Origin of the sequence: Desulfobacter hydrogenophilus (assembly GCF_004319545.1) — a bacterium.
Classification (GTDB): Bacteria; Desulfobacterota; Desulfobacteria; order Desulfobacterales; family Desulfobacteraceae; genus Desulfobacter; species Desulfobacter hydrogenophilus.
The window spans coordinates 2,478,882-2,492,610 of record NZ_CP036313.1 but is presented as its reverse complement, the minus strand read 5'-3'; the positions used below and the strand labels follow the sequence as shown (position 1 = coordinate 2,492,610).

Genomic DNA, 13,729 nt, shown 5'->3' with positions numbered 1-13,729 from the left:
TTGATTGTTAACCGCTCAAAGCGGTCTTTTAAAAGCGCCTAAAGGCGCGGTTTAATCAAACAAGTTCATCTGTTCGCAACGTTGATCCTCTTTTTCTTGATGCCGGATATATGCTCGAACAATTTGTTCGTCGATTCCTACTGTTGATGCAAAATAACCTCTGGCCCAAAATTTTTCACCATTATAGTTCCTTTTTTTACCACAAAACTGACGTGCTATCTGAATAGCACTTTTCCCCTTGATGAACCCAACTACCTGAGCCACGGCAAATTTGGGTGGAATGGAGATCAGCATATGAACATGGTCTGTCATCAAATGTCCTTCTTCGATCTCGCATTCTTTTTGTTTTGCCAAACCATGTAGTATTGACCCCAGTTCCCGACGTAATTGCCCGTAAATAACTTTCTTCCGATATTTTGGAATCCAAACCACATGATACTTGCAATACCACTTTGAATGCTTTAAACTTTTATAATCTTTCATACAACCTTCCTTTAATAGCTTTGAGCGGCTAACTTAAGGAAGGTTGTTTATTTTCAACTCCCGGAACTGTCAAACTTTTCGAGTCCTCCACCGGAGGTGGAGGTTTACCCAATAGAATTATCTCAAGGCGTTAATCGCAACTACACTTTCTTTCTTGACGAAAGGTTTCAAAAACAAGTAGTGTAAACAAACCTTCCGACATATTTTAACGATATTAAAACCATATAACCACGTTTTCCCGTTTGGACAAAAAAAAATGAAAAGATCAACCATACATCTGATACTGGTTCTGGTTCTGATCTGGACTGTTCCGACCCTGGCCAGCCACTCCCACGTCATAGAGACACAGCATCCTCAGAAACCAGTGGACTCTCCCCCTGCCGTAATTTTCTGCCAGTTTATCCCATCAATTGCGGAACAGTTCATTGGTATCCCTGTTGTCGTCGGTGGACGCCCTAAACTGACAGGAAGCACGGATAATTCCTGGCTGTTTTACTCCATTTACGCCGGGGCTGCAACCAAAGCAGGCTTGATTTACAAGACCTTTATGCCAATGGACCTTTTGCTGGGCAACACACACCGTATTAAGGCGGATGATGTTAGAAATGGAGACCTGATCGTGCTGAAAAATGATCTTGCCGCCATGGTTTACCAGGTGGACCCCAGCGGCCGGATGCATTTTATCTATGCGTCAAAAAAACGTGGAGAAGTTACGATTTTCAACAGTGATAATATCGTTTACCACGCTTACTGGCTGGAGCACTTTAAAGGTTTTTTCAGAATCAATGAAGACATGCTCATGCCGGCCCGGCCCAAATAGTGCCTGACCGAAAACCACAAATTTTGCCGATTACTTCGTTGGACGAAAATTTTAAGCCTCAAAATACGCTATGTATTACTCCGCTTAAAATTTGCGCCCGCCTCGTACTCGACAGAATTTCCAGGTTTTCGCTCAGACACTAAATAAATCATTGCCCCACATCAGGCGTATGAGATTCAAACAGGTCTTTTTTCAAGGATATCAAGTATCTTTTGACAGTTTTCGACTGCCCTGACCCTGATGGCATCAGCCTTTTCCATGATTTTTTTACGGTATTCGGGATCATTGATCTCGCCCATATTATTTACCACGGTTCTATAAGCACCCCAAATACCCACCTCAAGGGCCCGTGCACCCACCTCAAGATCTGATCGAGACGCAATATTACCGTATTGCGTCACCCCCATCATGGCGTCCCAGACCTTATCCCCCAGGGTCATGATGGACAAGGGCACCTCAATGGCTTTTTTCAGGCCCTGCTGGAGCTGCGCCTTTTTGAACCGGTTCTCTTCATCCGTATGTTCCGGCAGCCCCAGGGCGGCCACGTAATCGGCAAAGGCATCGGTATCTGCATCAATCAGGGGTATCAGGGCATGAGCTGCTTCATGCAGCGGTGGAATCAACGCTCTCATGTCAGCGTCAACAGCGTCAAACCTTCTGACCCCCAGAGTCAGCTTACCCACCATAGCATCAAGCCCTGCGCCCAAGGCGGCAATGACTGCCGACACGGAACCGCCGCCAGGTGCTATACTTCTGCCGGCAACTTCCTCAATAAAAGCCCGGACACTCATACCAGCCAGGGGTTCATTGGGCGCCGTAGCAACAATATACTCTATAATCTTGGTTTTGGGATCAAAGGGGGCAACGGAATTTAATCCCAGACGCTCAACAGCCAGCCGAACCTTCTGGTCTTCGTCAAGGATAAAAAGACCTTCTTTTTCGATATAATACTCGGCAGCTTGTAAAATTGCCCGAAGGGGAACAACACCTACAATTTCTGACCCAGCCACCGCCACGTTAAGCCTGGCAGCTTCCTCTTTAACAGCTTCAAACAGGATATGGGGCGGCGTGACCAAATAATTGCTCAGGTTCACCGTAACCTGGGCTAAGTTATAGTCATCGACATACCAGCCCATCCCCTTGACCTCCTTAAGCCGACCAGGCTGTTCAGGGCCTCTGCCGGCTTCACGCAGATTCAGTGCAATGCGGTGGGCCTGATTGGGTGTGCCTAAGAGATTAACATTATATGCAATAAAAAAAAACCGGGCGCCTGTTACTGTGGCCCCCCACTCGGGTACAAACCGGGCCGGACCGAAATCAGGCTTCCATTTTTCCTGGACAATACGCTTGGGAATGATTTCATACTGGCCTTTTCGGATCTGAGGCAGTTTTCTGCGATACTGCAGGGTGGCAGATGCCTCGTACAAATAGACAGGAACGCCAAACTCATCGGCCAAACGTTTACCAAACCGTTTTGAAATTTCCACACACTCGTCCATGGTCACACCAGCCACCGGAATAAAGGGGCAGACATCCAGGGCACCCATGCGGGGGTGTTCCCCATGATGCCGGCGCATATCTATTTTTTCCCGGGCCACTCTTGCAGCGGCTAGAGCCCCTTCCACCACACAATCAGAGTCTGCCACAAAGGTATATACCGTCCGGTTGGTGGACTTGCCCGAATCCACATCCAGCAAGCGGCACCCGGGTGTTGCTGCGATGGCATCGGCAATGGCTTCAATCGTCTGTTTATCTTTTCCTTCGGAAAAATTGGGCACACATTCAATGATTTTATCCATTATATACATCTCCGTTTCCAATGAATAACTTTCCATCATTTTTACCACTCATTATCATAAAACCACCAATTTTTATATACACGGCATTTGCCTGATTCCCCGGCGATAATACAAAGCCATGCGACCGGTATTATTAAATTAATCGAGCCTTCAACACCTTCTTTTAAACGATTCAATTAAGAATATCAGGCACCGGGCCCCGTAGCCGCGCGGATAAGACTTGCATTTTCTTCTACATTAACGGTAATATCCCATGGCGGGAATTTAGTGATACAGGCGTATGACATATCCCCAAAAATCAAAAAATTTTAATAAAAAAGGGAGGTTAGTGCACGCCCACCAACGCAAAAAAAAATCGGATTAATAATTCAACTCTTTAGAAAAGCAAATACTTATTAATCCCGTAAAGGTAAAGGGGATTGAATTTTTAAAACAGTTGTGAAAATATTAGTAAATTAACTAGAATAGAAACTTTTTAGGCCCACTGGTTTTAACAATTTCATCAGGAAAGGATATCAAATGAAGACGGTCGATATCCCCAGACTTAAGCAAATAGTCGGGGAAAAAAACATAAAGATAGATCCGCTTGACCTGTATATTTACGGCTCAGACGCATCTGTTTACCATGCCGCACCATGGGTTATTGTCAGACCTGACAATACCGGTCAGGTTCAAAAAGTAATGGTCTATGCCAATGAAGCAAAAATACCGGTTGTCACCAGGGGCGGCGGTTCGGGCATGTGCGGACAGACAGTGTCGTCCAAGGGCGGCATTCTTCTGGACATGAAGAACATGAACCAAATACTTGAAATCAACATGCCCGATGTTTACTGCCGGGTGCAACCGGGTGTGGTGGATGATGATCTCAACGCAGCACTTAAACCTTACGGGGTTTTCTATCCCCCGACACCGGCCTCTTCACGTATCGCCACCATCGGCGGTGAAATCGGCAACAATGCCTCGGGAGTTCGTTCCGTAAAATACGGCGCTACCCGGGATGCTGTGCTGGGCATGAAAGTGGTGCTGGCCAATGGCGACCTGGTAACCCTGGGTTCCCATACCCGGGTGGAGGCGTCCGGTTACCAGCTTGAAAAACTCATTGTGGGTTCGGAAGGCACATTGGGTGTTGTGGTGGAAGCGACTATAAGTTTTGTACCCATCCCCGAATTCAGATGCCTGGGCGTTGCCAATTTTGACAGTCTCAGGGATGCCGGCAATGCCATCGCTGACATCATGGCCTCGGGCACCATCCCCTCCATGCTCGAGTTAGTGGATGACGTTGCAATCAAGGCAGTAAATAAAACCATGAACCTGGGCCTTAAGGAAGTGGCAGCCTCCCTGCTTTTTGAATCCGACGGAAAAGTTATGGAAGCCGTGGATTACGAAGTTAAAAAAATGGAAGAGATCTGCAAAAAGAACAACGGTGCCGACCTCTGGTACAGCTTTGATGCCAAAGAGCGCGAACAGATCTTCATGGGCCGTAAGAAATTATTCCCTGCCCTGTCACAATTTGACGCCAGTATGGCTTCCACATCCCTGGCTGACGACATGGCAGTACCCTACTCTAAAATGGCGGATATGGCCGCCAAAATCCATGAAGCAGCCGAAAAGAACGGCATCATTATGACGGCATATGGCCATTGCGGATCCGGGTGCATGCACACCAAAATCATGATGGACACCAGTAAGAAAAAGCAATGGGAGGGCGCCCAGAGAGCCATTGCCGAGATCTATGAATATGTAGATTCCGTCAACGGCACCACTTCTGCTGAACACGGTATCGGCATTTCCAAAGCCAAAGCCTTCAAGACAGAGAAGCACGATTCCTTGAAAATGATGGCTGCCATCAAAGCGGCTCTGGACCCCAACAACATTCTCAATCCAGGCAAACTGCAGCAGGCTCCGGATAACTGGGTCACGGCTACTAACCTTAGATATGCTGTCAACAGCTGATAAAGGATCACAGGGACTATTGTTATGCAGACAGAAAAAACAAAATTTAAAAATCTAGAAAAATGGGAAGGCATGCTATCCAAGTGCATTCGGTGCGGATACTGCTACGAGCACTGCCCCATGTTTAAATACACCCGGTGGGAATCCGATGCACCCAGGGGTAAAAACATTTTAGCCCACGGACTTTTGAGCGGCGAGGTTGAATTGACACAGGAAATTGCAGAAAAAACGTTCAGTTGCTTCTTCTGCAAACGGTGTGAAGCAGCCTGTTCGTCCGGGGTTAAAATAACGGACATTATGCTGGACCTCAGAAGGGATCTGGTCGAGCTGGGATACTATACTCCGGGTACCACATCGATTACCGACCCTTCCTGTGCCAGGTGCCTGCAGTGCGTCAGGGCCTGTCCCCACGATGCCAGAGAATTTATTGACGGTAAAGGTATTGTCGTGGATCCGGTAAAATGCAAGTCCTGCGGCATCTGTGTTGAAATCTGCCCCATTGAAGCGATAAGCATCCCATTATCATTCGGCACCGACAAAGAAGACCTGGGGAAGAGAGCTGCTGCGTTCCTCAACTCCCGTGAGTCTGCCAAGGTCATTATGTATGCCTGTAACTGGTCATACCATCCTGACATTCAGAACTCCAGATTGCCGGAATCGGAACTCGAAGAGAAGGAATATGAAATCCTGGTAAATCTGTGTGGCGGCCGCCTTGATCAAAATCTTTTATTGACCCCGTTCCTTAATCAGGCATGGGGCGTTCTGGTAGGCGTTTGTCCGGATGGGGAATGTAACCATAACGGCAATGAAGCAGCTAAAAAACGGGTACAAAGAATGAAGGAAACCCTTGAAACGCTTGATATAAATCCCGAAAGAATCCATCTGGTTCAGATCCCTAATGGCGACAAACAGTTGTGCCAGGCAGAAATTGATACCTTTATGGAAAAAATAAATCAAATGGGCCCAATACGCTAAACTTTATTAAGCCCACACATAGATGGTCTTTTCGTCCAATAATGAGCTGATGCTCTTCTTGGAATCTGCGGCGGATAAGAATCTTAATCCCCGGAATATTTAATATATGCCGAAGATTTTAATTTTTATCCGCCGTAAACGTAAACGCCCCCATTTATGAACAAAGAACGCAAATTAAAAGATGTCGAAATAAAAGCCAGGCAGATAGGTCATAGAGGGAATCCGAGACGAAATTATTAAAACAACTCCAGGAAGGAGAAAATAATGGCAAAAGTACTGATACCGTACGGTAAGGAAAAAATTGAAGTTGAAATTAATGATAATAACCTGCAAGGTGTATATTTTCCAAACGATGTTGAAAAAAGAGAGTTTGCTTCTGAATTTTCAAAAAATTTGGAAAACGCAAACTTTGCAGAGTTTATGGAAGGTGATGAGAGAGTCGTCTTCATCGTCAATGACGGAACTCGCCCTACGCCTACAGCAAAAGTACTTCGCGTAATTTATGATGATATCAAAGATAAAGATATCTATTTCATTATCGCGACCGGTGCCCATAGAGCCCCAAATGATGAAGAATATGAATACATTTTTGGAAAAGAGATCTATGAAGACCTGAAAGCAAAAGATAGAATATGGGCACATGATGCCAAAAATGATGAGATGGTATATTTAGGCAAATCTACAAACGGTACTGAGATGTATCTGAATAAAATTGTAGCAGAAGCTAAAAAAACTATCGTTATCGGTTCTGTGGAACCTCATTATTTTGCGGGATATACCGGTGGCAGAAAAGGCTTCTTACCTGGCGTAGCATCTTATGAGACAATAACGCAAAACCATAAATTAGCTTTAAATAAAAGTGCAAAGGCACTTGCATTAGATGGCAATCCCGTCCATGAAGATATGATGGATGCCATGAATGTATTAAAAGACATTCAAGTGTTTTCCATTATGACTATTTTAGATAAAGACCATAATGTATATGAAACCACATGTGGAGATCTTGTAGAAGCATTTTATGCTGCAATAGACAGTGCTAAAAAAGTGTTTTGTGTTGACATAGAAGAAAAAACTGACATTGTAATTTCTGTAGCGCCTTATCCTATGGATATAGACCTTTACCAGTCTCAAAAAGCGATAGACAATGGTAAACTTGCGCTTAAAGAGGGCGGCATATTAATATTTGTATCACAATGTAGAATGGGCATAGGCGGGAAAACTTTCTTTGACCTGATGGCGTCTTGTGATACCCCCCAAGAGGTTCTTGAGAAAATAAAAATCGAATATAAGTTAGGTTATCATAAAGCCGGTAAAATGGCTGAGATCAATACCTGGGCTCAGACTTGGGGCGTGACAGAACTACCGGAAGACGAGATCAAAGCCGTACACATTAAACCTTTTGAGAGTGTAGAAGCGGCTGTGGAAAAAGCCCTTGAAGAAAAAGGTAAAGATGCCAAAATAACAGTACTTCCATTGGGATCGCTTTCAGTACCGAACATATTAAAGAACTAAACGATCAGATATCCGCGACGCCAATGAGGTGAAAATCAATCGCCCGAAACGACGGTACGGATAAATAATAAAAAGTTAACTTTTAACAGCGGCGATGCAGACAGCACCGCCGCTGTTTTTTTTCTCCTGCCCTCCCCCGTGCCCCCACAATATACGAAAAACTGATAAAAGACCTTGTTGTTAAAGCCATTAAGGCTTATATAACAATCATAGACTGAGCAGATCTATCGACACCCAGACTCAACTCACAACAAAAATTGAATGATTCGCGCAAATTACACAAACTTTCTCATAAAATAATAGGGGGCAACCTTTCAGGAGGAAAACATGAGTCGTTTTTTATCTTTTTTTTTAATTCTAATTCTCGTCCTTGGAGGCTGCGCCTCTGACCAGCAGAACGCTATGACCTATATCCAGGAAGGAAAAGCGTATTTTGACAAGCAAGAATATGCCAAGGCTGAAATACAGCTGAAGAACGCAATAAGCCTGATACCGGATTCAGCAGAGGCGTACCATCTTCTGGCCCGCACCTACATGGAAGGAAAAAAAGCCCAGGAGGCTTTTAATGCATTTTTACGGCTGGAGGAACTGGAGCCGGACAATCTTGATACCAAACTCCAACTGGCCTCGTTCTATTTTCTGGCCAAAAAATGGTCTGACGCGGAAAAGAAAGTGGCACAGGTCCTTACTGCTGACCCGGACAACATCAAAGGACTCTATCTGAAAGCCGGAATCCTGGGCAGCAAAAAAGAAACATTGGAGACCCTGGCGGGTATTTATGAACGAATTCTTGCGCTGGATTCCGAACAGACCAGAGCCATGCTGGTCCTTGCAAGGATCTACCAGACCCAAAAGGATTCTGACAAAGCCGAAGCCATGCTGAAAAAAGCCCTGGCAACGGCGCCAGATGACTTAAACATCAACCAAGTTGTCTTCAGGTATTACCTGTCCCAAAAGGCCGATGACAAAGCTCGGGCTGTTCTTGACGATCTGGTGGACCAAAAACCGAAGGCGGTTGAACCCAGAATCATGCTGGCCAACTTCCAGGCCGGCCTAGATGAAAACAGTCAGGCAGAGCAATCCTTTTTAAAAGCGATTGAACTGGCCCCGGACAATCCTTTGCCCTACATGCTCATTGCCCGGTTCTACAATGCCAATGAACAGCCGGACAAGGCAGAAGAGTTTATCAAAAAAGCCCTGGCCATCCATCCGGAACATGCGGGCTTGAAAACCGCCTATGCCGACTTTTATTTCCGTCACCAGGAATATCAAAAATCTGAAGAAATGATTGATGAGGTATTGGCAACCCGGCCCGACTTTCCCCAGGCAAAAGTCCTCAAGGCAAAGCTTTTGACCTCCCGAAAAAAATTGACCCAGGCCAAGCAAGTTCTCTTGTCCCTGCTGGAAGAGGAGCCGGACTCAGCCCGATACAATTTTTTGATGGGATCTGTGCTCCTGGAAGACAAAAAAACAGATCAGGCCATGGCCTATATTGCCAAAACCCTGGAAAAGAACCCCTCTCATCTCAAAGCAAGAATCATCATGGCGGATATCTATTTCAAACAGGCCGACTATTTTCTGGCCGAGTCTGAAATTAACAAGGCATTAAACCTGAGACCTGAAAACTATGAGGCCCTTTTGCTGAAGGCAAACATTTACGCAGCCCAGCAGAAAACACAACAAGCCCAGGCTGTTTATGAGGCTTTAATCCAGGACCATCCCAAAAATCCGGCGGCACTGTTCAGGCTGGGCAATCTTTTTATGATGGACAAAAAACCGAACCAGGCATTGGCGGTCTATGACAAAGCCCTGGCCATTAACCCAAACCTTATGGATGTTTTCATCAACATAATCCGGCTGTACAGCGCCGAGAAAGAGTATCAGACTGCCCTTGACAGGTGTGATGCCCATCTTGAAGCCCTTCAGGACCCCTCGCCTGTTGTGGTCTCCATTATCCAGGGCATCAGGGGTAACCTTTTCATGGCCCTTGGGAATTCGGATGCTGCAAAGCAAGCCTTTGAACTGTCCATCCAGTCGAATCCCAAATATACTCAACCCTACCTTGCCCTGGCCAGGATATACCACCGGGAAGAAAATAATAAGAAAGAGCTTGAGATTTATCAAAGCCTGCTGGCCCAGCGCCCGGAACAGATCGAACCCCATTTCCAGCTTGGCCTTTTCTACGAAAAAAGGAACAAAAATGAACAGGCAAAGGCCCATTACGAAAAAGTACTTGAACTAAATCCGGAATACATTCCCGCCTTGAACAACCTGGCTTTTTTCTATGCCGAGCAAAACATAGAAATGAACAAAGCCCTGGATCTGGCCAGAAAGGCCAAGGAACTCAGCGGGGAAGTCCCGGCCATCATGGATACCCTGGGCTGGATCTACTACAAAAAAGAACTCTATGATTCTGCCATTCAAGAGTTCTCCAACTGCATTGAAAAAGAACCTGAAAACCCGATTTTCAACTTTCATATAGGCCTGGCCTACAACAAAAAGTGGGATTACATAAATGCTAAACGATACCTGAAAAAGGCGCTTGAGCTAAAGGAAGACTTTAAAGGGGCGGATGAGGCAAAAAAAATTCTTAAACAAATTTGAGTATGAGTGCACTCAATTCATCTATTATCTTTGTTACATTGAGTGCACTCGAAACAGCTTTAAATCTGCAAGACCTTCCCATTGGGGCAATCTTGGGCTTGGCCCTTCAATTTTGACCAGCGGTGGTTCTCTATCTGCCAATGCATTGATTTGCTCCCAAAGCGTGATATCACCCCAGTATTGCGGTGGCGTTTCCCGTGCGGAAACACCCTCGGTTGGAGCGTTTTGTGTGAGCCGGACACGGCATGTATTCTTAATAACAGCCATGGGCTGACTTGATCTATCAATACCAAAGCTCAACCCACAACGAAACATGAAAGTAAGTCACTAACCAATTGAAACTTTTATATAAAATGAGTAAAATCTAATGGATTTGCAAACATTTGGCAAGTCTTAGGCTCGGTCGGATGGAGGCAAAGGCTATATCGGTAGTGCAACGGTGTTTTGTGATTATTGTCACATCACTGAAACTCAGATCCTCTATACAGCCAAAACGATACCCTGCTGTTTTTGTTATTTATTTAGAGCTTAACTTTTGTTCAAATCCATAGCAACAATTGGGACAGGTATCTATCGGAAAAATCCTTACTTTTTGATATTTTTATATCATTAAAAATCAATGTCTCTACTAGGATGTCCGCCAGATTAAAAGACTTTCACGCATCGGTATGGGTCCCAAACAAAACCGTTTCACCTGGCCCTGCCCGACCCAGTCCCGCTTTATTTTCAGATTGGGTGACCGGCCGTCACCGTCATTGATCACCCGGGCCATTCCCTTCATGCCACGGATGGATTGCCTGCGGTATGAATCAAAGCAGTATATCCACTCGTCATCCATGTCCATGACCATAAGATAATGTTCATCACGGGGGGTCAAAAGGATATTACACAGCACCACCCCGCCCTCTGACAGACAGGATTCGATCTGCCCACCCGATTCCAGGGAGACCTGTTCTTTTTCCAGGAACTGTGTGGCAACGGAAAAAGACTTCCTACGGTAAGAATTAAGCCAGTTGCCCACCATACGTACGGCATATTTACTGGTACCGCCAAGACCGAATCGGGAGTCTTGTCCCACCGTATCAAGGCAATAAAGATAAAGATGCCGAAGAACCATAGGGGGGATTTCTTTACGGTGAAACAAAAAGGAAATGGCATTGGTAATGGCTGTGGGCACACAGTCATACTCAGAAATCTGGTAATGAAAGGGCGAATACATGAACACTTATCCTTTGGCTTTAAACTCAGCTTTATCCAGTCCCAGTTTTTTCATTTTGGCATACAGGCCCCTGGGATGAATGCCTGCAATTTTAGCGGTTTCTCCGATTTTACCTCGGGTTTTCTTGAGCACCATGGATAGATACAACGCTTCCACCTGATCATAAACGGCGTCCCGGATCTGGGGCAGGGCCATGGATTCCCATTCCCGGGGCAACGAAAGCGTCGAGTCACCATCGCCCACCCGGACGGGTTTGGCATTATGGAAAACCGACGGCAGCTCTTCCAGAGTCATCATATCTGACTTGCACAGCAGAACAGCCCGCTCAATAACGTTCATCAATTCACGGATATTGCCCGGCCAGTGGTAATTGCACAAAGCCTCCATGGCCGGCTGGGAAAATCGTTTGAGGTTTCTGCCGAATTTCTGCTGGTTCATGGTCAAAAAATGGTTGGTCAGTGAGGGGATATCCTCTTTACGCTTTCTCAAGGGGGGAAGCGTTAATGAAATAACCCCAAGCCGGTAATAAAGATCTTTTCGGAAGGTTCCCTTTTCAACCTCCTCTTCGAGGTCTTTATTGGTGGCCGCAATCACCCGGACATCCACCCATACCGGTTTTTCACCACCCACCGGCGTAAATTCAAGTTCCTGCAGCACCCGAAGCAGCTTGGTCTGCATCTGCAGGGGCATCTCCCCAATTTCGTCTAGAAAAATAGTGCCGCCATGGGCAAGTTCAAATGCCCCCCGCCGGGAGCGCACGGCCCCGGTAAAGGCCCCCTGCTCATGTCCGAACAGTTCGCTTTCCATCAGCTGTTCCGGAATGGCTGCCATATTTATGGCAATGAAAGGACCTGTGGATCTATGGCTGTCTGCATGGATGGCCTTGGACAGATGTTCCTTGCCCACACCTGTCTCACCAAGCAGCAGTATGGTGGCGTCACTGGACACCACCTGCCGGGTTTCATCCAGAAACGCCTGCATATCCCGGCTGTTGGAGGTAAAATCGTTAAGCCGGGGCAGAAAGCGCCCCCGCCGGTCAAACCGTTCCGCATAATAGAACTGACGGCGGGATTCCAGTGTGGTTTCAAGGGCTTCAAAAAGACTGTCTATTGGGATACCCGAATAAAGCACTACATCAACACCGGCGGCCAGAAGATTGGCATGTTCTTCCGAGGACTCCCGATTATGCAGCACGACGGTCATGGGCGCTTCAGGCAATTCATTGAGCAGGGAAATACTTGATTCAACAGGCTTGGGAATTGTGGAGCTGCTGACAATAAACACGTCGGCGCAGCTTCTGGCAAGGGCCTGCCAGAAGAGGGTACTGGGCTTAAAAAACTGAAGCTGAACATCCTGTTCCGCCAGTCTGTTCGCAAGCTCGGTGCGTATCTTTGTCTCTTTAATGGCACATGCCAGGCGAATCAACATAAAAAGCTCGTTTTATTTCCGGTAAAATATTACTATTTTTCATAAGATGCTGAAGTATATATAAATTCTAAAAAACAAGCAACATACTTTTATAACCGATGTAAAATCTTGGCACACCATAATCATCCACATTACAAATCGGCTAAAAATTACCAATTTAACCATAAAATGCCACCATTTTTATATTTCAGCAAAAATTTTCCGAAAAACCCAGTATAAGAACTACATCACACACGATAACTATCTGAATTAATAGATATTATTTTTTTATAATAACACTGGCACACAGGTTGCTATACAAACATAAAATTCCACCCGGCCAAAACAGCCGGTCCAAAACCAAAGAGGAAAAAAGTCATGACCAAGGAAAAGATCAGCCGGAACAAAGGCAAGAGCCCAAAATTCAAAGAGAGCTACGACGAAGATTATGGCTGGGAAGATAAGCAGGAAGATCAGAAACGCCGAAAAAAAATGAACAAACAATCAAAACGCCCGACTGAAACCAGAGACAAATGGTAGACTACATTTAAAGGAAAAAACAATGACCGCTGCAAAAGTAATCAAACTTGAAACCGCCCCTGATGTATGGGGCATTGCCTCCGCAATCGACATCTACGACTGCGATCCTGAAAAAATCAGAGACGCAGAACTGATCAAACGCTTTGTTGTTGAGCTGTGTGACCTGATTGAAATGAAGCGCTTCGGCGAAACCCAGGTGGTCCATTTTGGAGAAGATGAAAAAGTTGCCGGATTTTCAATGGTCCAGCTCATTGAAACCTCGTTGATATCCGCACACTTTGCCAACCAGAGCAATGTCACCTATCTGGATGTGTTTTCATGCAAGGTCTACGACCCTGAAGTGGTCCGAGAATTTTCCCAAAACTATTTCGGTGGGAAAACATCCCGGCTTAACGTGACTTACCGGCATTAGGTGGG

The 13,729-nt window shown here is 45.7% G+C and carries 11 protein-coding genes; 7 read left to right on the top strand and 4 right to left on the bottom strand.

Features of this window, described 5'->3' with window-relative positions; all coding sequences use genetic code 11:
* Positions 1-51: 51 nt before the first annotated feature.
* Positions 52-483 carry an IS200/IS605 family transposase gene (gene tnpA / locus EYB58_RS10985; RefSeq protein ID WP_131071982.1) on the bottom strand — a complete coding sequence of 144 codons (432 nt, stop codon included), beginning with the start codon at positions 481-483 and terminating at the stop codon, positions 52-54.
* A gap of 256 nt (positions 484-739) precedes the next feature.
* Here tnpA and EYB58_RS10980 point away from each other — a divergent pair, with 256 nt between their 5' ends.
* On the top strand, positions 740-1,303 hold the full coding sequence (locus tag EYB58_RS10980) for a C40 family peptidase (RefSeq protein ID WP_111959499.1): 564 nt from the start codon (positions 740-742) through the stop codon (positions 1,301-1,303).
* Between the two features lie 176 nt (positions 1,304-1,479).
* On the opposite strand, the gene ftcD is transcribed toward EYB58_RS10980, so the two are convergent.
* A complete protein-coding gene (ftcD, locus tag EYB58_RS10975) occupies positions 1,480-3,102 on the bottom strand; it encodes a glutamate formimidoyltransferase (RefSeq protein ID WP_111959551.1) in 1,623 nt (540 codons plus the stop codon).
* 519 nt (positions 3,103-3,621) lie between these two features.
* Between ftcD and EYB58_RS10970 the strand changes: the two genes are divergently transcribed.
* The 4 genes from EYB58_RS10970 (at position 3,622) to EYB58_RS10955 (ending at position 10,146) form a co-directional block, all read left to right on the top strand.
* A complete protein-coding gene (locus tag EYB58_RS10970) occupies positions 3,622-5,055 on the top strand; it encodes an FAD-binding oxidoreductase (RefSeq protein ID WP_111959501.1) in 1,434 nt (477 codons plus the stop codon).
* A 24-nt stretch (positions 5,056-5,079) separates the two neighbouring features.
* Entirely contained in the window at positions 5,080-6,030 is a 951-nt protein-coding gene (locus EYB58_RS10965) for a hydrogenase iron-sulfur subunit (protein ID WP_111959503.1), read from the top strand.
* A 264-nt stretch (positions 6,031-6,294) separates the two neighbouring features.
* Positions 6,295-7,542, top strand: a complete 1,248-nt coding sequence (locus tag EYB58_RS10960) for a lactate racemase domain-containing protein (protein WP_111959505.1) — start codon at positions 6,295-6,297, stop codon at positions 7,540-7,542.
* Positions 7,543-7,869: 327 nt separating this feature from the next.
* The gene (locus EYB58_RS10955; protein WP_111959507.1) at positions 7,870-10,146 is read left to right on the top strand and encodes a tetratricopeptide repeat protein; all 2,277 of its coding nucleotides are present in this window, start codon (positions 7,870-7,872) and stop codon (positions 10,144-10,146) included.
* Positions 10,147-10,774: 628 nt separating this feature from the next.
* On the opposite strand, the gene EYB58_RS10945 is transcribed toward EYB58_RS10955, so the two are convergent.
* Positions 10,775-11,365 (bottom strand): hypothetical protein, encoded by a 591-nt coding sequence (locus tag EYB58_RS10945; RefSeq protein ID WP_111959511.1) that lies wholly within the window; start codon positions 11,363-11,365, stop codon positions 10,775-10,777.
* Positions 11,366-11,371: 6 nt separating this feature from the next.
* Positions 11,372-12,793, bottom strand: a complete 1,422-nt coding sequence (locus EYB58_RS10940) for a sigma-54 interaction domain-containing protein (protein WP_111959513.1) — start codon at positions 12,791-12,793, stop codon at positions 11,372-11,374.
* A 357-nt stretch (positions 12,794-13,150) separates the two neighbouring features.
* On the opposite strand from EYB58_RS10940, the gene EYB58_RS23185 reads away from it, so the two are divergent.
* Together EYB58_RS23185 and speD are read left to right on the top strand one after the other, a co-directional pair.
* Complete coding sequence (locus EYB58_RS23185; RefSeq protein WP_165477762.1) at positions 13,151-13,312, top strand: hypothetical protein; 162 nt, start codon at positions 13,151-13,153, stop codon at positions 13,310-13,312.
* A gap of 22 nt (positions 13,313-13,334) precedes the next feature.
* Positions 13,335-13,724 (top strand): S-adenosylmethionine decarboxylase, encoded by a 390-nt coding sequence (gene speD, locus EYB58_RS10935; protein WP_111959515.1) that lies wholly within the window; start codon positions 13,335-13,337, stop codon positions 13,722-13,724.
* The last annotated feature ends 5 nt before the right edge of the window (positions 13,725-13,729 follow it).